Consider the following 21832-nt stretch of genomic DNA (forward strand, 5'->3'; position numbering starts at 1 on the left):
ATAATAGTTACGATGAAAATTTTTATCAATGGATTTGGCCGCATTGGGAGATGCGTTTTAAGAGCGGTTTTAGAGCGTAGCGATACAAACCCTAAACTAGAAGTGATAGGCATCAATGACCCTGCTAATTGGGAAATCCTGGCTTACCTTTTAGAGCATGACAGCGCGCATGGGTTGCTTTTTAAAGAGGCGCGTTACTCTAATTACAAGCTTATTATCGGCTCGTTAGAAATCCCTGTTTTTAATAGCATCAAAGACTTGAAGGGCGTGGATGTTATCCTAGAGTGTTCAGGGAAGTTTTTAGAGCCTAAAACGCTAGAAAATTACCTTTTGCTTGGGGCTAAAAAGGTTCTGTTATCCGCTCCCTTTATGGGCGAATACGATGAAAAACAATACCCTACTTTGGTGTATGGGGTCAATCATTTTTGCTATCAAAACCAAGCCATTGTTTCTAACGCCTCTTGCACGACTAACGCTATCGCGCCCATTTGCACTATTTTAGATAAAGCTTTTGGCATTAAAGAGGGCATGCTAACGACCATTCATAGCTACACGAGCGATCAAAAACTCATTGATTTGGCCCACCCTTTGGACAAACGGCGCTCCAGAGCGGCCGCAAGCAACATTATCCCCACCACCACTAAAGCCGCTCTAGCCTTGCATAAAGTTTTACCCAATCTCAAAAACAAAATGCATGGGCATAGCGTAAGGGTGCCTAGCCTTGATGTGTCCATGATAGATTTGAGTTTGTTTTTAGAAAAAAAGGCCCCTAAAGATCCCATCAATGATTTATTGATTGAAGCTTCCAAAGGGGTTTTAAAAGGCGTGCTAGAAATAGATTTAAAAGAAAGGGTGAGTTCTGATTTCATTTCTAACCCTAGTAGCGTCATCATCGCGCCTGATTTGACTTTCACGCTAGAGAATATGGTCAAAATCATGGGGTGGTATGATAATGAATGGGGGTATTCTCATCGTTTGGTGGATATGGCGCAATTTGTGTATCATTATTAAGTCATTTTGCGAATCTTTTTGAGTTTGTTTAACATCAAGTTGTATAATGTGGGATTTATAAAAACGATTGGGGTTTTAAATGGCGTTTAAAAAGGCTAGATTGATTTCTAGGTTTATTTCAAAGGGATCTTTCAAATTGAATAAGATCTCAAAGAAAATTTTCACATTGAATCAAATCTTAAAGCGTGAAAATCCCTTAAAACGCCATAAAAAAACAAAATCCATTAAAAAGCCCTTTAATAAAAACAAATCTTTTTTAAAAGCTTCGATTTTATTGATAGGAGCGTTGGGGGGATTATCTCACCTAAGGGCTAGCGAATGCCGTTATTGGTCATGGTGGTCAGGTTATCATGACAAGATTGAAAGCGGCCCTAATTCACCCACGCACAACTCTTATTGTCTTTTTAGTAGCGCTCAAGGCTCTGGGACTTATTATTTGAACACCCTTACCACTTATAGCGCTGGTGGGGCTAGTTTCACGCAAAAATTCAATGGCGGCACGCTTAATGTGGGAGGGAATATCCGCTTTGGAGGCACAGGTATTAATGGGGGTGATGTCGGCTATATCACAGGCACTTATGATGCGACTAATATTTACTTGACAAGCCATTTAACAACCGGAAACTCATACGCTGATGGCGGTGGGGCCACGCTCAATTTCAATGCGGCCAATAATATCACTATCAATCAAGCGAGTTTTGATAACAGCGATGCAGGGACGCAAAAATCTTACATGAATTTTAAAGGCTCTAATATCAATGTCAGTGGCTCTAGCTTTAAAGATGATACTGATGGGGGCTTTAATTTCAGCGGTAATAACAATAATAGCGTTATCTCTTTCAATCAAACGAACTTCAATCAAGGCACTTATAATTTTAGTAACAGCACCACTTTAAGCTTTGATAATAGTAACTTCAATCAAGGGACTTATCACTTTAATAGTACCCAATCTGCTTTTAATAACAGCACTTTCAATCAAGGGACTTATAATTTTAATGGCAACACCAGCTTTAATAACGACACTTTCAATCAAGGGACTTATGACTTTAATACCAGCAAGGTGAGTTTCTCAGGCATCAACACTTTGAATTCAAGTTCGCCTTTTGCCAGCCTTAAAGGCAGTGTGTCTTTTAATTCTGGTGCGATCTTTAACCTCAATCAAACCCTTAATAATAATCAAACCTATGACATTCTCACTACAAACGGAGCGATCTAGTATGGGGTTTATCAAAGCTATTTGTGGGATCTAATCAACTATAGGGGCGATAAAGCCATTAGCCATGTTGGAGTGGGCAATAATACTTATGATGTAACCTTTGGTATTAACGGGCAAGATGAAACCTTACAAGAAACCTTTAACAACCAATCCATTATTACCCAATTTTTAGGAGACGATTTACAACAACAAGCCCAACAAACCTACCAACAAGACTTGAGTGATTCACAAAGCGCTTTAAATAACGCTGCTAGTGATAGTAAGATCGCAAGCAACGATACAAGCTACACTCAAAGCAAAAACACCGCTGTCGCTAAAGACGCTCAGAATTTAGAAAACACCAACCAACAAATCGCTCAAGATGAACAAGCGTTACAAGGAGATTTAGACAAGCTCAAACAATTAGCCAACTCCACCACAGGCTTTAACGAACAAGCCTTTAATACTGCGCAAAAACAAGAGCAACAAGATGAACAAACCTTACAAAACGAAGAAAAGACTTTTAATAGCGAGCAAGATAGTTTAAATAAAGCGATACAACAAGCGCAAGCCCAACAACAAAAACAAGAACAACAACAAGCCCAACAAACCTATCAAGAGGATCTAACCAATTCCCAGAGCGCTTTAAATAACGCTGCTAGTGATAGTAAGATCGCAAATAGCGATACAGACTACACCAACAATAAAAACACCACTATCAAAGAAGACGCTAAGGATTTAGAACACACTAACCAACAAATCGCTCAAAATGAACAAGCGTTACAAGGAGATTTAGACAAGCTCAAACAATTAGCCAACTCCACCACAGGCTTTAACGAGCAAGCTTTCAATCAAGCGCAAAGCAAAGAGCAACAAGATGAACAAACCTTACAAAACGAAGAAAAGACTTTTAACGCTGAACAAGAGGGATTAAAACAAGCGATAGCTAACGCTAAGCCTACAAGCCCCACACCAAGCCCTACACCCACTCCTACAAAACACACAGCGCCAAACACTCCCACTAGTCAAGTTCCGCCCACACCCCCTACTCAAAATTTACCCACAACGAATGTGTGGAATGGAGTTTATTGGCTTCAAAATCAAACTTACTCAAACAAAGGGGTTTATTATATTGATCCCAATCTTTCAGGACAGAGCGGTCAAAGCGGCAACACGCTCAGCACTTATACGGCTAATTTGTTTGGAAGAAGTTTTGGCGTGAATATCCAAAATGGCACTTTGATCATAGGGAATGACACAGAGAGCGTGAATGATAATGGGTTGATTTGGATAGGGCATGGAGGCTTTGGCTATATCACGGGAACTTTTAATGCGACTAACATCTATTTGACCAATAATTTTAAAACCGGTGAAGGCGTTTCAAATTCAGATGGTGGGGGAGCGAACATCACCTTTAAAGCAAGCGATAATATCACTATGGATGGCTTGAATTATAATGACGCTGAAACCGTTACTAAAATGATTCAAACAGGGGCCAGTCAGCATTCCTATGCCGCTTTTGATGCTACCAATAATATCAGTGTAACCAATTCCAGTTTTAGCGATATGACTTGGGGGAAATTCAGTTTCAGTGCTAAAAATATTTCGTTTTCTAACGCTTCGTTCAGCGGCTTTACAAACCCTGGAGGATCAAGCACTATCAGCGCTAACGCTTCTAATTCTTTAAGCTTTATCAATTCTCGCTTGAATGGTGGGGCAGTTTATAATTTGCAGGCAAATAGCCTTATTTTCAATAACACGCAAGCGGTTTTTAATGTCTTGTATTCTAGGGGGACAAGCAATTTTAACGCCACCACACAGCTTTTAGGCAACACGAGTTTTACGCTTAGCTCTCAAAGTTTGCTGAACTTTAATGGCGATACAACCTTGCAAAACAACGCTAATATCACGCTTGGCAATAAAAGTCAAGCCGCTTTTAAAAATTCTTTAACGCTTGATAACAATTCTAATTTGAGCTTAGACAATCAAAGCGTTTTGAACGCGAATGGCGCAAGCGCTTTTAACAATCAAGCGAGTCTCGATATCTATAATGGGAGTCAAGCGACCTTTAATAGCCTCTTTTTTAATGGCGGGACACTCAGTCTTAATGCGAATAGCAAGCTCAACGCTTCTAACGCTAGTTTTTCAAACAACACCACTATCAATTTAGACGATAGCGTTTTATCAGCCAATAACACAAGCTCTTTAAACGCTAATATCAATTTCCAAGGCGCAAGCCAAGCCAATTTTGGAGACAACACGACTATTGATACAGCAAGCTTTAATTTTGACAGTGCAAGCTCATTGAGTTTTAATAATCTCACGGCTAATGGGGCGTTGAATTTTAATGGTTATGCGCCCTCTTTGACTAAGGCTTTAATGAGCGTTAGCGGGCAGTTTGTTTTAGGGAATAATGGGGATATTAATTTATCTGACATCAATATTTTTGACAACATTACAAAATCTGTAACTTACAACATCCTAAACGCTCAAAAAGGCATTACTGGCATTAGTGGGGCTAATGGCTATGAAAAAATCCTTTTTTATGGCATGAAAATCCAAAACGCTACCTATAGCGATAGCAATAACATTCAAACTTGGTCGTTTATAAACCCTCTCAATTCTTCTCAAATCATTCAAGAGAGCATTAAAAATGGGGATTTAACCATAGAAGTTTTAAATAACCCTAACTCGGCTTCTAACACTATTTTTAATATCGCTCCTGAGCTTTATAATTACCAAGCTTCTAAGCAAAATCCTACCGGTTATAGCTATGATTATAGCGATGATCAAGCAGGCACTTATTACCTGACAAGCAACATTAAAGGTCTTTTCACCCCTAAAGGCTCTCAAACGCCTCAAGCCCCAGGCACTTATAGCCCGTTTAACCAGCCTTTGAATAGTTTAAATATCTACAATAAGGGTTTTTCTAGTGAAAATTTAAAAACGCTTTTAGGGATCCTTTCTCAAAATTCCGCTACCTTAAAAGAAATGATTGAATCCAATCAATTAGACAATATCACTAATATTAATGAAGTGTTGCAACTCTTAGATAGACTTAAGATCACCCCAACGCAAAAGCAAGCGCTCCTAGAAACGATCAACCATTTGACTGACAACATCAATCAAACCTTTAGTAATGGGAATCTCGTTATAGGCGCTACTCAAGATAATGTTACAAATTCTACCAGCTCTATATGGTTTGGGGGCAATGGTTATAGCAGTCCTTGCGCGCTAGATAGCGCCACTTGTTCTTCTTTTAGAAACACTTACTTGGGGCAATTATTAGGCTCAACTTCCCCCTATTTAGGCTACATTAACGCTGATTTTAAAGCTAAAAGCATTTATATCACTGGAACGCTTGGAAGCGCTAACGCTTTTGAAAGTGGAGGGAGCGCAGATGTAACCTTTCAAAGCGCTAATAACTTAGTGTTGAATAAAGCTAACATAGAAGCTCAAGCCACAGACAATATCTTTAATCTTTTGGGTCAAGAAGGGGTTGATAAAATCTTTAATCAAGGGAATTTAGCGAATGTTCTCAGTCAAGTGGCTATGGAAAAAATCAAGCAAGCCGGCGGTTTAGGGAACTTTATAGAAAACGCTCTAAGCCCTTTGAGTAAGGAATTACCCGCTAGCTTGCAAAATGAAACCTTAGGCCAACTTATAGGTCAAAATAATTTAGATGATTTATTGAATAATAGTGGAGTCATGAATGCAATCCAAAATATTATCAGTAAAAAACTAAGCATTTTTGGTAATTTTGTTACCCCATCCATCATAGAAAACTACCTTGCTAAGCAGTCTTTAAAAAGCATGCTAGACGATAAAGGGCTTTTGAATTTCATCGGTGGGTATATAGACGCTTCTGAATTAAGCTCTATTTTAAGCGTGGTTTTAAAAGATATTACTAATCCCCCTACAAGCCTGCAAAAAGACATCGGTGTGGTAGCGAACGACTTGTTGAACGAGTTTTTAGGACAAGATGTTATTAAAAAGCTAGAAAGTCAAGGCTTAGTGAATAATATCATTAATAATATTATTTCTCAAGGCGGGTTAAGCGGCGTTTATAATCAAGGTTTAGGGAGCGTGTTGCCGCTCTCTTTACAAAACGCGCTCAAAGAAAACGATTTAGGCGCTCTTTTATCGCCTAGAGGCTTGCATGATTTTTGGCAAAAAGGGTATTTTAACTTTTTAAGCAATGGTTATGTTTTTGTCAATAACAGCTCTTTTAGCAACGCTACAGGGGGCAGTTTGAATTTTGTCGCCAACAAGTCTATTATTTTTAATGGCGATAATACGATTGACTTTAGCAAGTATCAAGGCACATTGATTTTTGCTTCCAATGGTGTTTCTAATATCAATATCACAACCCTAAACGCTACTAATGGCTTAAGCCTTAATGCGGGTTTGAATAATGTGAGCGTTCAAAAAGGGGAAATTTGTATCAATTTAGCTAATTGCCCTACAACCAAAAACAGCTCTTCTACAAACTCCAGCGTAACCCCCACTAATGAGTCTTTAAGCGTGCGCGCTAACAACTTCACTTTCTTAGGTGCAATCGCTTCTAATGGGGCTATTGATTTGTCTCAAGTAAAGAATAACAGCGTCATAGGCACGCTCAATCTTAATGAAAATGCGACCTTGCAAGCCAATAATTTGACGATCACTAACGCTTTTAACAACGCCTCTAATTCTACGGCCAATATTAATGGTAATTTCACCTTAAACCAACAAGCGACTTTAAGCACTAACACTAGTGGTTTGAATGTCATGGGGAATTTTAATAGCTATGGCGATTTGGTGTTTAACCTTAGCCATTCAGTTAGCCATGCCATTATCAACGCTCAAGGCAGTGCGACAATCATGGCTAATAACAATAACCCCTTAATCCAATTCAACACTTCTTCAAAAGAAGCAGGTACTTACACGCTCATTGATAGCGCTAAAGCCATTTATTACGGGTATAACGACCAAATCACAGGAGGCAGTAGCCTGGATAATTACCTTAAGCTTTACACGCTCATTGACATTAATGGCAAGCGCATGGTGATGAGTGGCAACGGCTTAACTTATAACGGGCAAGCCGTGAATATTAAAGATGGCGGTTTAGTTGTGGGCTTTAAAGACTCTCAAAATCAATATATTTACACTTCCATTCTTTATAATAAAGTGAAAGTCGCTGTTTCTAATGATCCTATCAATAACCTACAAGCCCCCACTTTAAAACAATATATCGCTCAAATTCAGGGCACTCAAGGCGTGGATAGTATTGATCAAGCTGGAGGCAATCAAGCGATTAATTGGCTCAATAAAATCTTTGAAACTAAGGGAAGCCCTTTATTCGCTCCCTATTATTTAGAAAGCCATTCCGCAAAAGATTTAACCACGATCGCTGGAGATATTGCCAACACTTTAGAAGTCATCGCTAACCCTGATTTTAAAAATGATGCCACCAATATTTTACAGATCAACACCTACACGCAACAAATGAGTCGTTTAGCCAAGCTCTCTGACACTTCAACTTTCGCTCGTTCTGATTTCTTGGAACGCTTAGAAGCCCTTAAAAACAAGCGATTCGCTGATGCGATCCCTAACGCTATGGATGTGATTTTAAAATACTCTCAAAGAAACAGAGTCAAAAATAATGTATGGGCGACAGGAGTTGGAGGGGCTAGTTTCATTAATGGAGGCACTGGAACTTTATATGGTATCAATGTAGGGTATGATAGGTTTATTAAGGGCGTGATTGTGGGAGGTTATGCCGCTTATGGGTATAGCGGGTTTCATGGAAATATCACTCAATCAGGCTCTAGCAATGTCAATATGGGCGTTTATAGCCGAGCGTTTATCAAAAGAAGCGAATTAACCATGAGCTTGAATGAGACTTGGGGATACAATAAGACTTTCATCAACTCCTATGACCCCCTACTCTCAATCATCAATCAGTCTTACAGATACGACACTTGGACGACTGACGCTAAAATCAATTATGGCTATGATTTCATGTTTAAAGATAAAAGCGTTATTTTTAAACCCCAAGTAGGCTTAGCCTATTATTACATTGGTTTGTCTGGTTTAAGGGGTATTATGGATGATCCTATTTATAATCAATTCAGAGCCAATGCTGATCCTAATAAAAAATCCGTTCTAACGATCAATTTTGCCCTAGAAAGTCGGCACTACTTCAACAAAAACTCTTATTATTTTGTGATTGCGGATGTGGGCAGAGATTTATTCATCAATTCTATGGGGGACAAAATGGTGCGTTTTATTGGTAATAACACCCTAATCTATAGAGATGGCGGCAGATACAACACTTTTGCTAGCATTATCACAGGCGGGGAGATAAGGTTATTCAAAACCTTTTATGTGAATGCCGGCATTGGGGCTAGGTTTGGGCTTGATTATAAAGATATTAATATCACCGGAAATATTGGTATGCGCTATGCTTTTTAATGGTATCATTAAACCTATTTTCAACAAGCCCAATTCATAGCAGGATCAACCCATGCCAAAAACCTTATTACATTCATCATTCTTTTTACCTTTACTTTTATCTTTTTGTATCGCTGAAGAAAATGGGGCGTATGCGAGCGTGGGGTTTGAATATTCCATTAGTCATGCCGTTGAGCATAATAACCCCTTTTTAAATCAAGAACGCATCCAAATCATTTCTAACGCTCAAAATAAAATCTATAAACTCCATCAAGTCAAAAATGAAATCACCAACATGCCTAAAACCTTTGCATATATCAACAACGCTTTAAAAAACAATTCCAAATTAACCCCCACTGAAATCCAAGCTGAGAAATACTACCTCCAATCCAGCTTTGAAAATATTGAAAAAATAGTCATGCTTAGCGGGGGCGTTGCATCTAACCCACAATTAGTCCAAGCGTTAGAAAAAATGCAAGAACCCATTACTAACCCTTTAGAATTTGAAGAAAATTTAAAAAATTTAGAAGCGCAATTTGCTCAATCTCAAAACCGCATGCTTTCTTCTTTATCTTCTCAAATCGCTGCCATTTCAAATTCCTTAAACGCACTTGATCCCACCTCTTATTCTAAAAACATTTCAAGCATGTATGGGGTAACTTTGAGCGTGGGCTATAAGCATTTCTTCACTAAGAAAAAAAATCAAGGGTTGCGCTATTACTTGTTCTATGATTATGGTTACACCAATTTTGGTTTTGTGGGTAACGGCTTTGATGGTTTAGGCAAAATGAATAACCACCTCTATGGGCTTGGGATAGATTATCTTTATAATTTCATTGATAATGCACAAAAACATTCTAGCGTGGGTTTTTATGCGGGCTTTGCTTTAGCGGGGAGTTCGTGGGTAGGGAGTGGTTTGAGCATGTGGGTGAGCGAAACGGATTTTATCAACAATTACTTGACGGGCTATCAAGCTAAAATGCACACGAGTTTTTTCCAGATCCCTTTGAATTTTGGGGTTCGTGTGAATGTCAATAGGCATAACGGCTTTGAAATGGGCTTGAAAATCCCTTTAGCAGTCAATTCCTTTTATGAAACGCATGGTAAAGGGCTAAACACTTCCCTCTTTTTCAAACGCCTTGTGGTGTTTAATGTGAGTTATGTTTATAGTTTTTAGGGGCTTAGGGAAACAAGCACCCCTTAAATGTTATCGCAACAATTTTAAAGATTTAGTTTTTTTGTCTCAAATGATGGACACTCTCGCCCCCAAGACCATAATTATTAGAATCGACCTCATCTATAATGACCACAATAGAAGCCTTATTTTTGTTTAACACCTTAACCATCAAATCTGAAACCCCTTCAATCAATTGCTGTTTTTGCTCATTTGTTGGCCCTCCATTTTCTGGCACAAGTTTGATATTGATAAACGGCATAGTATTCCTTTAATTTGAGATGACGCATTATAACGCTTTTATCCATAAATTTGAAACGATTTTTTAAAAAAACAATGGATAAAAACCCTTTTGATCCCTTTAGAGTTAAGTTTGATATACTAACAGAATGAATACTTATAAAAACAGCTTGAACCACTTTTTAAATTTAGTGGATTGTTTAGAAAAGATCCCCAATGTGGGTAAAAAGTCTGCCTTTAAAATGGCGTATCATTTGGGTTTAGAAAACCCCTATCTGGCGCTCAAAATCACGCACGCTTTAGAGAACGCGCTAGAAAACCTTAAAACATGTTCATCTTGTAACGCGCTCAGCGAGAGTGAGGTTTGTGAGATTTGCTCTGATGAGAGCCGACAAAATTCTCAGCTTTGCATGGTTTTACACCCAAGAGATGTGTTTATTTTAGAAGATTTAAAGGATTTTTTAGGGCGCTATTATGTGTTAAATTCCATAGAAGAGGTGGATTTTAACGCCCTAGAAAAACGCCTGATTGAAGAAAACATTAAAGAAATCATTTTTGCTTTCCCTCCCACTTTGGCTAATGATTCTCTAATGCTTTATATTGAAGATAAATTACAGCATTTCCACCTCACTTTCACCAAAATCGCTCAAGGCGTGCCTACTGGAGTGAATTTTGAAAACATTGACTCCGTTTCGCTCTCAAGGGCGTTTAATTCAAGGATCAAAGCATGAATTTAAATTTTATGCCCCTATTGCATGCTTACAACCATGCGAGCATTGATTTTCATTTCAATTCTAGCGCTAGGGATTTTTGCGTGCATGAAGTGCCTTTGTATGAATTCAGTAACACAGGCGAACATGCCGTTATTCAAGTGAGGAAAAGCGGTTTAAGCACTTTAGAAATGCTTCAAATTTTTTCTCAAATTTTAGGGGTAAGAATCGCTGAATTGGGTTATGCGGGCTTGAAAGATAAAAACGCGCTGACGACTCAATTCATCTCACTCCCTAAAAAATACGCCCCTTTATTAGAAAAAAACACGAGCAACTTTCAAGAAAGAAACCTTAAAATCCTGTCTTTGAATTACCACCATAATAAAATCAAATTGGGGCATTTGAAAGGGAATCGCTTTTTTATGCGTTTTAAAAAAATGACCCCCCTAAACGCTCAAAAGACTGAGCAGGTTTTAGAACAAATCGCGCAGTTTGGCATGCCTAATTATTTTGGCTCGCAACGCTTTGGGAAGTTCAATGACAACCACCAAGAGGGTTTAAAAATCTTACAAAATCAAACGAAATTCGCCCATCAAAAATTAAACGCTTTTTTAATTTCAAGCTATCAAAGTTATTTGTTTAACGCGCTTTTAAGCAAACGATTAGAAATCAGTAAAATCATTAGCGATTTTAGCCTAAAAGAAAATTTAGAATTTTTTAAACAAAAAAATTTAAGCGTTGATTCAAACACTCTAAAAACCCTTAAAAACCAAGCCCACCCCTTTAAAATTTTAGAAGGCGATGTGATGTGCCATTACCCTTATGGGAAGTTTTTTGACGCTTTAGAATTAGAAAAAGAGGGCGAAAGGTTTTTGAAAAAAGAAGTTGCGCCTACGGGGTTACTAGATGGCAAAAAAGCTCTTTATGCAAAAAATTTGAGTTTAGAAATTGAAAAAGAATTCCAGCATAATCTTTTAAGTAGCCATGCTAAAACGCTAGGATCCAGGAGGTTTTTTTGGGTGTTTGCAGAAAATATAACTTCTCAATACATGAAAGAAAAAGCGCAATTTGAATTAGGATTTTACTTGCCTAAAGGGAGTTATGCGAGCGCGTTGCTCAAAGAAATCAAGCATGAGAAAGGAGAAAATAATGACGAATTTTGAAAAGATTATCGCGCAAAACAGGATCAAAACGAACGCGGTTTTAGCGACTTATTGCGCGATTTTTGCTTTTATCGGGTTGTTGGTGGATGTCATTAGAATCAACGCTAATGATTTAGGAACAGCTCTTTTTAAACTCATGACTTTTCAAATTTTTCCTACAATTACCATTATCATGTTTTTAGCGGCTTTTGTCATTATTGTTGTTTGTATCCAAAATTTTAGCTCTATCATGTTAAGCGGTGATGGATACAAACTTATTGACACAAGCAAGGTTTTAAGCTCTAAAGAAAATCAAATCCATCGCCTTTTGTTAGAGCTTTTAGAAGAGGCTAAGCTTCATTTTGAGCCTAAGCTTTATATCATTAACGCCCCTTACATGAACGCTTTTGCGAGCGGGTGGAATGAATCCAATTCTCTTATCGCTCTTACAAGCGCTTTAATAGAAAGGTTGGATAAAGATGAATTGAAAGCCGTGATCGCTCATGAGCTCAGCCATATCAGGCACAACGACATTCGCTTGACCATGTGCGTGGGGATTTTAAGCAATATCATGCTGTTAGTGGCTAATTTTAGCGTGTATTTTTTCATGGGGAATCGCAAGAATAGTGGGGCGAATTTAGCCCGAATGATTTTATTAGTCTTGCAGATCATCTTGCCTTTTTTAACGCTTATTTTGCAAATGTATTTGAGCCGCACACGAGAATACATGGCCGATAGCGGGGCGGCGTTTTTAATGCATGACAATAAGCCCATGATTAGAGCCTTACAAAAAATTTCTAACGACTATGCGAACAACGATTACAAGGGCATAGATCAGAACTCCACCCGATCGGCGGCTTATCTTTTTAACGCTGAAATGTTTAGCACCCACCCTAGCGTTAAAAATCGTATCCAATCCTTAAGAAAGCGTGTGATTTAAATGGAAAATTTTTTCAACCAATTTTTTGAAAACATCGGCGAAGATAAGAATAGAGAAGGTTTGAAAGAGACGCCTAAAAGGGTTCAAGAATTATGGAAATTCTTGTATAAAGGCTATAAAGAAGATCCTAAAGTGGCTTTAAAAAGCGCGTATTTTCAAGGCGTTTGCGATGAAATGATAGTGGCTCAAAACATTGAATTTTACTCCACTTGCGAACACCATTTGCTCCCTTTTTTGGGGAATATTAGCGTGGGATATATCCCTAAGGAAAAGATTGTAGGCATTAGCGCGATCGCTAAACTCATTGAAATTTATAGCAAACGCTTGCAAATCCAAGAAAGGCTGACCACTCAAATTGCAGAAACCTTTGATGAAATCATAGAGCCAAGGGGCGTGATCGTGGTTTGTGAAGCTAAGCATTTGTGCATGAGCATGCAAGGGGTGCAAAAGCAAAATGCGATCATTAAAACAAGCGTTCTAAAAGGCCTCTTTAAAAAAGACCCTAAAACCAGAGCTGAATTTATGCAACTCTTAAAATCTTAGGTTATAATTCCATGCATGAATAACCCTAATTTATCCTTTTATTATAATGAGTGCGAGCGTTTTGAAAGCTTTTTAAACCACCATCATTTACACCTTGAAAGCTTCCACCCTTATTTGGAAAAAGCCTTTTTTGAAATGGTGCTTAATGGGGGTAAGAGATTTCGCCCTAAGCTTTTTTTAGCCGTGCTTTGCGCGTTAGTGGGTCAAAAAGATTATTCTAACCAACAAACAGAATATTTTAAAATCGCTTTAAGCATTGAATGCTTACACACTTATTCGCTCATCCATGACGATTTACCATGCATGGATAATGCCGCTTTAAGGAGAAACCACCCCACTTTACACGCTAAATACGATGAAACCACAGCCGTTTTAGTCGGCGATGCGCTCAACACTTACTCTTTTGAATTGCTTTCAAACGCTTTACTAGAAAGCCATATCATTGTGGAATTAATCAAAATCTTAAGCGTTAATGGGGGGATTAAAGGCATGATCTTAGGGCAGGCTTTGGATTGCTATTTTGAAAACACGCCCTTAAATTTAGAGCAGCTCACTTTCTTACACGAGCATAAAACCGCTAAATTGATTAGCGCAAGCCTGATGATGGGGCTTGTTGCGAGCGGTATTAAAGATGAAGAGCTTTTTAAATGGCTTCAGGCTTTTGGGTTAAAAACGGGTCTTTGTTTTCAAGTGTTAGATGATATTATAGATGTTACGCAAGATGAAGAAGAAAGCGGTAAAACCACTCATTTAGACAGCACTAAAAACAGCTTTGTGAATTTATTGGGGCTAGAGAAAGCGAATGATTACGCTCAAACTTTAAAAACAGAGATTTTAAACGATTTAAACCTATTAAAACCCGCTTACCCTTTATTGCAAGAAAATTTAAACGCATTATTGAACACTCTATTTAAAGGCAAGACATGAAAAAAATTTTACTCACCAACGATGATGGCTACCATGCAAAAGGCATTAAAGCTTTAGAACAAGCTTTAGAAGAAATGGCAGAAATTTATGTGGTCGCCCCCAAGCATGAAAAAAGCGCATGCTCGCAATGCATCACCATCACTGCACCTTTAAGAGCGGAGAAAATTAAGGGTAAAGAAGGCCGGCATTATAGGATTGATGATGGCACGCCAAGCGATTGCGTGTATCTGGCTATTAATGAGCTTTTTAAACATGTTTGTTTTGATTTAGTGGTTTCAGGGATCAATCTTGGATCTAACATGGGCGAAGACACGATTTATTCGGGAACGGTGGCCGGAGCGATTGAAGGCACCATCCAAGGCGTGCCTTCCATTGCGATTTCTCAGATCCTTTCTAACAAAAACAAAAACACCCCCCTAAGTTTTGATCTAGCTCAAAAGATTATCCAGGATTTAGTCCAAAACATCTTCACAAACGGCTACCCTTTAAAAGGACGCAAACTCCTAAATGTGAATGTCCCTAATTGCTCCTTACAAGAATATAAGGGTGAACGCATCACCCCTAAGGGCTATAGGCTGTATAAAAAAGAAGTGCATAAACGCACAGACCCCAAGAATGAAAGCTATTTTTGGCTAGGGTTGCACCCTTTAGAATGGCAAAAGCGTGAAAATGAAGACAGACTCTCTGATTTTGACGCTATTGCTTCAAACCATGCCTCTATCACGCCTTTAAATTTAGACTTAACCAGTTATGATGATCTGAAAAGCTTGGAATCTTGGCATGAGGGAATGTTAAAGTGAGTAAAAATCACCGCTTGGCTTTTTTAGGGCTAATTGTTGGGGTGTTTTTTTTCTTTAATGCATGCCAACACCGCTTGCACATGGGGTATTATTCAGAAGTTACAGGGGATTATTTGTTCAACTATAATTCCACTATCGTGGTGGCTTATGACAGAAGCGATGCGATGACTTCTTATTATATCAATGTGATTGTTTATGAATTGCAAAAATTAGGCTTTTACAATGTCTTCACACAAGCGGAATTCCCACTAGATAAAGCCAAAAATGTAATCTATGCACGCATTGTCCGTAACATCTCAGCTGTGCCGTTCTACCAATACAATTACCAGCTGATCGATCAGGTCAATAAGCCTTGTTATTTTCTTGGGGGGCAGTTTTATTGCTCCCAAACCCCTACCGATTACTACGCTATCAATGGCTTTAGCGAGCAAATTTTAATGAGCGCTAATTCGCATTTTATTTTAGATTGGTATGATGTGGTGTTGCAAAAACGGGTTTTATATGTGGATGGGAGCGTGAGCGGGAGGACTTGCGGCTATCAGATGCTTTATAGGGATTTGATTAAAAGCACGATCAAGCGCATTGATTTTAACCGCCCTGAACGCTACTACTACAATTTAAGACTGCCCCTTTATCAGCCATGTTATAGAGAATGAAATGGTTATCAGGCGATTGTATAAATTTTGCGCTAGCCATGTGGTGCGCAATTGCTCTTCTTTAAAATGCGCTCAAAATATCCATGGGCATAATTATGAAGTGGAAGTCTTTATTGAAACCAACCGCTTGGATAATGCGAACATGGCATTAGATTTTGGGCTGATGCAGCAAGAAATGCAGGTTTTCATTGAGTCGTTTGATCATGCCCATCATTTTTGGGACAAAGAAAGCCTTGAGTTCCAGCGTTTTATAGAAAATCATTGCGTGCGTTACGTGAAATGCTCGTTTAATTTGAGCGCAGAGAGTTACGCCCTCATGTTTTTATACTACTTGACAAAAATTTTACAAAAAAGCGTTTTTTCTAATGATGAAGGGGAGTTAAAAGTTTCTAGCGTGCGCGTGCATGAGACTAAAAACGGCTACGCTGAAAGCTTTTTAAAAGATTTAGAAAACCCCCATTTTAAATCTTTAGTGCATGATCATTGCGTTTCTTTTTCGCAAGGCATTCAAAATTTGTGGCATGATAATGATTTTTTTAATAAAATCATTAGCGATGAAAAACAATGCTTTTTTCATGCTAAGCCCTTACACCAAATCCCATGAAACTCCCGGTCGTTGAGAGCTTTTTTTCCTTACAGGGTGAAGGAAAAAGGATAGGCAAGCCCAGTCTTTTTTTACGCTTAGGGGGGTGTAACCTTTCATGCAAGGGCTTTAATTGTAAAACCTTATTGAATGATGAAATTCTAACAGGTTGCGACAGCTTGTATGCGGTGCATCCTAAATTCAAAACATCTTGGGATTATTACAATGAGCCTAAACCCTTGATTGAACGATTAGAGGATTTAGCCCCTAATTATAAGGATTTTGATTTCATTCTTACAGGCGGGGAGCCAAGCTTGTATTTCAATAACCCTATTTTAATCAGCGTTTTAGAGCATTTTTATCGCCAAAAAATCCCTTTATGTGTAGAGAGTAATGGTTCTATTTTTTTTGAATTTAGCCCTATTTTAAAAGAATTGCATTTCACCCTGAGCGTCAAACTCTCTTTTTCTTTGGAGGAAGAAAGCAAGCGGATCAACCTCAAAGCCTTACAAAATATCTTAAATAACGCTAAAAGCGTGCATTTTAAATTTGTATTGGAGAGTCAAAACGCCGCTCAATCTATTACAGAAATCCAAAGCCTTTTGAAACAACTCTCCTTAAAAAATAATGAAATCTTTTTAATGCCCTTAGGCACAAATAACAACGAGCTAGACAAAAATCTAAAAACCCTAGCCCCCCTAGCCATAAAGCATGGTTTCAGGCTAAGCGATAGGCTTCATATCCGCTTGTGGGATAATCAAAAAGGGTTTTAAAAAGTTAATCATGACCATCAAAGTTTTTTCGCCCAAATACCCCACTGAATTAGAAGAATTTTATGCTAAGCGCATCGCTGACAACCCTTTAGGGTTTATCCAACGCTTGGATCTTTTGCCCAGTATTAGTGGGTTCGTTCAAAAACTGCGCGAGCATGGCGGGGAATTTTTTGGAATGAGAAAGGATAAAAAGCTCATCGGGATCTGCGGGCTTAATCGTATCAATGAAACAGAAGCAGAGCTGTGCAAATTCCACATGGATAGTGCTTATCAATCTCAAGGGTTGGGTCAAAAACTCTATGAGAGCGTGGAACGATACGCTTTTATTGAAGGCTATACTAAAATCTCTCTGCATGTGAGCAAAAGCCAAATCAAGGCATGCAACCTCTATCAAAAGCTGGGTTTTATGCCAATCAAAGAAGAAGATTGCATGGTGGAGTTGGGCGAAGAGATTTTGATTTTCCCTACTCTTTTTATGGAAAAGATTCTGTCTTAATTGGCGCATCCATTTGACACACGCCCAAGCGATAATTTCCCTATCAAACTTTGATTAACATAGCCTAATTAATGATAAATAAACTATAAAACAAACGCTTGTTGTTAAAATTTTGTTTTAATATGAAACACTAATCCCTTGTAAAAACTTTAATTTTCAAAAAATAAACAAACCATCCCCTTAAATTGTATAATAAAGACACTATAAACTAAAAAGAGATAACCATGAGAAAACTATTCATCCCACTTTTATTATTCAGCGCTTTAGAAGCGAATGAGAAAAATGGCTTTTTCATAGAAGCCGGGTTTGAAACTGGGCTATTAGAAGGCGTTCAAACGCAAGAAAAAAGACACACCACCACAAAAAACACTTACGCAACTTATAATTATTTACCCACAGACACGATTTTAAAAAGAGCGGCTAATTTGTTCACGGACGCTAAATCCATATCACAATTAAATTTTTCATCTTTATCTCCTGTTAAAGTGTTGTATATCGGTGGTAAATTAACTATAGAAAACTTCCTACCTTATAATTTAAGCAACGTGAAGCTTAGTTTTACAGACGCTCAAGGCAATGTAATCAATCTAGGCGTGATAGAGACTATCCCCAAACACTCTAAAATTGTTTTACCTGGGGAGGCATTTGATAGCCTAAAAGAGGCGTTTGATAAAATTGGTCCCTATACTTTCTTTCTTCCAAAATTTGAAGCCACTAGCACTTCTATTTCTGACGCTAACACGCAGAGGGTGTTTGAAACGCTCAATAACATTAAAACAAATCTTATAATGAAATATAGTAATGAAAATCCAAGCAATTTCAACACTTGTCCTTACAATAATAATGGTAATACAAAAAATGATTGTTGGCAACCTTTCACCCCACAAACCGCAGAAGAATTCACCAATTTGATGTTGAACATGATCGCTGTTTTAGACTCCCAATCTTGGGGCGATGCGATCTTAAACGCTCCTTTTGAATTCACTAACAGCTCAACAGATTGTGATAATGATCCTTCAAAATGCGTAAATCCCGGAGTAAATGGGCGTGTTGATACTAAAGTTGATCAACAATATATACTCAACAAACAAGGTATCATTAATAATTTTAGAAAAAAAATAGAAATTGATGCGGTTGTTTTAAAAAATTCAGGGGTTGTAGGGTTAGCCAATGGATATGGTAATGATGGTGAATATGGCACATTAGGAGTAGAAGCCTATGCCTTAGAACCCCAAAAACTCTTTGGTAATGACCTTAAGACTATCAATTTGGCTGATTTAAGGACCATTTTGCATGAATTCAGCCACACCAAAGGCTATGGACACAATGGGAACATGACCTATCAAAGAGTGCCAACCGGTCAAACTGAAAATGGCAAGCCAAAAGATTCTGATGGTCTCCCCTATAACGTGTGCTCTCGCTTCAATGGTTCAGGTCAACCCGCTTTCCCTAGCAACTACCCTAATTCCATCTACCACAATTGTGCGGATGTCCCGGCTGGGTTTTTAGGGGTAACAGCAGCGGTCTGGCAGCAGCTTATTAATCAAAACGCTTTACCGATCAACTACGCTAACTTGGGGAGTCAAACAAACTACAACCTAAACGCTAGTTTGAACACGCAAGATTTAGCCAATTCCATGCTCAGCACCATTCAAAAAACCTTTGTCACTTCTAGCGTTACTGACCACTATTTTTCAAGCGCTTCACAGAGTTTTAGAAGCCCTATTTTAGGGGTTAACGCTAAAATAGGCTATCAAAATTACTTTAATGATTTCATAGGATTGGCTTATTATGGCATTGTGAAATACAACTATTCTAAAGCCCTTAATCAAAAATTCCAGCAATTGAGCTATGGTGGGGGGATAGATTTGTTGTTGGATTTCATCACCACTTACTCCAATAAAAATAGCCCTACAGGCGTTCAAACGAGAAAGAATTTTTCTTCCTCTTTTGGTATCTTTGGGGGGTTAAGGGGCTTGTATAACAGCTATTATGTGTTGAACAAAGTCAAAGGGAGCGGTAATTTAGATGTGGCTACTGGGTTGAATTACCGCTATAAGCATTCTAAATATTCTGTAGGGATTAGCATCCCTTTAATCCAAAGAAAAGCTAGCGTCGTTTCTAGTGGTGGCGATTACACGAACTCTTTTGTTTTCAATGAAGGGGCTAGCCATTTTAAGGTGTTTTTCAATTACGGGTGGGTGTTTTAAAACGCTAAAATATTAAAAAACTCAATCAAGCGATAATCTCATTGTGATGCACGAAGTTAGGGTGTTTTAAATCACTCAAGCAGAAATTCCAATCGCTTTATCGGTTGGGTGCTTCACTGAGATTGCAGAGAGGAATTATAATATCCCCCACCCCCTTAAGAGTTTTACAACAAAGTGAAATCTAAAACGATAAGTTTAAAAATCTTTGAATGTTAAGAATTTCATCGCCACCAAAATCCACCGACGCTAAGCGTTAAACCCTTACAACAAATAGCGCTAAAACACCTTATTAAAACTTAAATAATAACGCTTTCTTTTTAGCTTTTTCTCTCTTTTTCCACGAAATTCCTCTATATTTTTAATTCTAGGGTCAATACGATTTTTTTAAATATGGTTTAATGAAAATCGGCTCAATCTTGGTTGAATCACTCAAAAGTTTGTGCTTCTTTCATGTTATGGGCGATTCGTGTTGGGGGTTAGATTGATTGTAAATTGGCGCCATTAAAAGCGATGTAATAAAGGCAATTAAAGAAACCACAAAAATATAAAAGCTTAAACCATAACTTTGCAAGCTTTCAGGCGCCACTATAGCTTTTGCGTTTAACCAGCTTGAAAGTTGAGGGGTAAAGCCAGCGGTTATAGCATAGGCTATGTTATAAGCGAAGGAAATCCCGCTAAAACGGATTTTGGCGCTAAACACATCGCTCATAAAAATGGGGCAAAAATTCATAATACCCGCGCAAAAGCAAGCTAAAAAGTATAAAACTATGGTATTGATTAAACTTGGCGCGTTAGAATAAAATTCTCTAAAGAATAAAAAGCCAAAAAAAGCAAAAGCCACGCTAAAAGCCATGCAAACTTTGTGTGGTTTGATTTTATCGGCTAAAAACCCGGTTAAAACAATAGAACTCACAATACCAACAAGTCCTAAAATTTGAAAATAGGTTTTTTCAAAAGGAGTGAAATTAAAATTGGGATGCATGAGAGTGAAATTGGGAACGAAAAGGATAAAAATCAAAATGCAAGCGGTTAAAACCCAAGTGATAAGCATGGAGATTAATATGCCAAAGCGAGAGTTTTTAAACACCTCTTTAAGCGGGAATTTAACTAAGGCGTTGTCCTGCTTCATTTGCTGAAAAACAGGAGTTTCCTCTAAAAAGCGCCTCAAATAAACAGAAATGATACCAAAAATCCCTCCAAGCCCAAAGGCAACCCTCCAAGCCCAATCTTCAACAACAGGCTTGTCAAAAACCATGTAAATCCCTATATAAACCAAACTCCCAAGCAAAATCCCAGAAACTACAGAAGCGCTTAAAAAACCGATATAAGTGTTTTTTTGGCCTTGCGGGGCATGCTCATGGACAAAAACCCAAGCGCCAGGCAATTCACCACCCACAGCAACGCCTTGACAGATCCTAACAAACACCAAAAAAACAGGAGCTATGTAACCAAGATAATGAGCGTTTTTTAGGCTAAGTCCCATGCTACCAACGCCAAAACCCACCAAATCATTAAAAGTTGGCATCAAAGCGAGCGCAAAGGTTGGGATTACCATCAATAAAATAGAGAGCATGAACATGTTTTTACGGCCGAATCTATCCCCAAAGTGGGCCATCACTATGCCGCCAAGCGGGCGCGCTAGATAGCCTGCAGCAAAGATACCATAAGTGTTGATTTCAGACCAAATAGGGCTAAGCGTGTTCGGGAAAAAGTGTTTGGCAATGATACTCGTAAAAAATACAAAGATGATAAAATCGTAAAATTCTAAAGTCCCGCCAAGCGAAGATAACCCTAAGGTTCTTACCTCTTTTTTGCCTAAATGTTTTATTGATTATCCTTTCACTAAGGCTATCGCCCTTTTAATTTTTCATTTTGAAACTAAGATTGATAAAATTAATATAGCTACCTTACACCTTAACGGCATTTTTAGATAGCAAGCAGTAAATGAAATTTATTATCGTTCAAAAAGTGAATCATTCTACCTTTTTTATCATTAA

General features: G+C 38.2%; 15 protein-coding genes and 1 pseudogene. 14 read left to right on the plus strand and 2 right to left on the minus strand.

Translation table 11 applies throughout. The features are described 5' to 3' along the window. The first annotated feature begins 12 nt into the window (after nt 1-12). The 3 genes and pseudogenes from gap (at nt 13) to hopJ (ending at nt 9818) form a co-directional block, all read left to right on the plus strand. The gene (gap, locus tag DQL14_RS05805; RefSeq protein ID WP_108169058.1) at nt 13-1011 is read left to right on the plus strand and encodes a type I glyceraldehyde-3-phosphate dehydrogenase; all 999 of its coding nucleotides are present in this window, start codon (nt 13-15) and stop codon (nt 1009-1011) included. A 79-nt stretch (nt 1012-1090) separates the two neighbouring features. After that, nucleotides 1091-8662, plus strand: a pseudogene (locus DQL14_RS05810) (vacuolating cytotoxin domain-containing protein). A 52-nt stretch (nt 8663-8714) separates the two neighbouring features. After that, nucleotides 8715-9818 carry a Hop family outer membrane protein HopJ/HopK gene (gene hopJ, locus DQL14_RS05815; protein WP_108169059.1) on the plus strand — a complete coding sequence of 368 codons (1104 nt, stop codon included), beginning with the start codon at nt 8715-8717 and terminating at the stop codon, nt 9816-9818. 52 nt (nt 9819-9870) lie between these two features. Here the strand turns inward: hopJ and DQL14_RS05820 are convergent, their stop codons facing one another. Continuing rightward, nucleotides 9871-10077 (minus strand): 2-hydroxymuconate tautomerase family protein, encoded by a 207-nt coding sequence (locus tag DQL14_RS05820; RefSeq protein WP_001115881.1) that lies wholly within the window; start codon nt 10075-10077, stop codon nt 9871-9873. Between the two features lie 127 nt (nt 10078-10204). On the opposite strand from DQL14_RS05820, the gene recR reads away from it, so the two are divergent. From recR to DQL14_RS05875, 11 genes are all read left to right on the plus strand, one after another. Further along, a complete protein-coding gene (gene recR, locus DQL14_RS05825) occupies nt 10205-10786 on the plus strand; it encodes a recombination mediator RecR (RefSeq protein ID WP_001099619.1) in 582 nt (193 codons plus the stop codon). After that, the gene (gene truD / locus DQL14_RS05830; RefSeq protein ID WP_108169060.1) at nt 10783-11928 is read left to right on the plus strand and encodes a tRNA pseudouridine(13) synthase TruD; all 1146 of its coding nucleotides are present in this window, start codon (nt 10783-10785) and stop codon (nt 11926-11928) included. The genes recR and truD overlap by 4 nt, the downstream gene beginning before the upstream one ends. Continuing rightward, on the plus strand, nt 11915-12847 hold the full coding sequence (gene htpX, locus DQL14_RS05835; protein WP_231952821.1) for a zinc metalloprotease HtpX: 933 nt from the start codon (nt 11915-11917) through the stop codon (nt 12845-12847). The genes truD and htpX overlap by 14 nt, the downstream gene beginning before the upstream one ends. Then, nucleotides 12848-13390 carry a GTP cyclohydrolase I FolE gene (gene folE / locus DQL14_RS05840; RefSeq protein WP_108169062.1) on the plus strand — a complete coding sequence of 181 codons (543 nt, stop codon included), beginning with the start codon at nt 12848-12850 and terminating at the stop codon, nt 13388-13390. A gap of 15 nt (nt 13391-13405) precedes the next feature. Beyond that, the gene (locus tag DQL14_RS05845; protein WP_108169063.1) at nt 13406-14317 is read left to right on the plus strand and encodes a polyprenyl synthetase family protein; all 912 of its coding nucleotides are present in this window, start codon (nt 13406-13408) and stop codon (nt 14315-14317) included. Beyond that, nucleotides 14314-15117 carry a 5'/3'-nucleotidase SurE gene (surE, locus tag DQL14_RS05850; RefSeq protein ID WP_108169064.1) on the plus strand — a complete coding sequence of 268 codons (804 nt, stop codon included), beginning with the start codon at nt 14314-14316 and terminating at the stop codon, nt 15115-15117. The genes DQL14_RS05845 and surE overlap by 4 nt, the downstream gene beginning before the upstream one ends. After that, a complete protein-coding gene (locus DQL14_RS05855; protein ID WP_000041789.1) occupies nt 15114-15773 on the plus strand; it encodes a hypothetical protein in 660 nt (219 codons plus the stop codon). The genes surE and DQL14_RS05855 overlap by 4 nt, the downstream gene beginning before the upstream one ends. Before the next feature lies 1 nt (nt 15774). After that, nucleotides 15775-16377 (plus strand): 6-pyruvoyl trahydropterin synthase family protein, encoded by a 603-nt coding sequence (locus DQL14_RS05860; RefSeq protein ID WP_108169065.1) that lies wholly within the window; start codon nt 15775-15777, stop codon nt 16375-16377. Beyond that, nucleotides 16374-17129 carry a 7-carboxy-7-deazaguanine synthase QueE gene (locus tag DQL14_RS05865; protein ID WP_108169066.1) on the plus strand — a complete coding sequence of 252 codons (756 nt, stop codon included), beginning with the start codon at nt 16374-16376 and terminating at the stop codon, nt 17127-17129. The genes DQL14_RS05860 and DQL14_RS05865 overlap by 4 nt, the downstream gene beginning before the upstream one ends. A 10-nt stretch (nt 17130-17139) precedes the next feature. Further along, complete coding sequence (locus DQL14_RS05870; RefSeq protein WP_108169067.1) at nt 17140-17625, plus strand: GNAT family N-acetyltransferase; 486 nt, start codon at nt 17140-17142, stop codon at nt 17623-17625. A gap of 224 nt (nt 17626-17849) precedes the next feature. Continuing rightward, nucleotides 17850-19835 carry a porin family protein gene (locus DQL14_RS05875; protein ID WP_108168921.1) on the plus strand — a complete coding sequence of 662 codons (1986 nt, stop codon included), beginning with the start codon at nt 17850-17852 and terminating at the stop codon, nt 19833-19835. A 448-nt stretch (nt 19836-20283) separates the two neighbouring features. Here DQL14_RS05875 and DQL14_RS05880 read toward each other — a convergent pair whose 3' ends face one another. Then, nucleotides 20284-21663, minus strand: a complete 1380-nt coding sequence (locus DQL14_RS05880; RefSeq protein ID WP_108169068.1) for an MFS transporter — start codon at nt 21661-21663, stop codon at nt 20284-20286. Nucleotides 21664-21832: the final 169 nt, after the last annotated feature.

Origin of the sequence: Helicobacter pylori NCTC 11637 = CCUG 17874 = ATCC 43504 = JCM 12093 (assembly GCF_900478295.1) — a bacterium.
GTDB classification, from domain to species: domain Bacteria; phylum Campylobacterota; class Campylobacteria; order Campylobacterales; family Helicobacteraceae; genus Helicobacter; species Helicobacter pylori.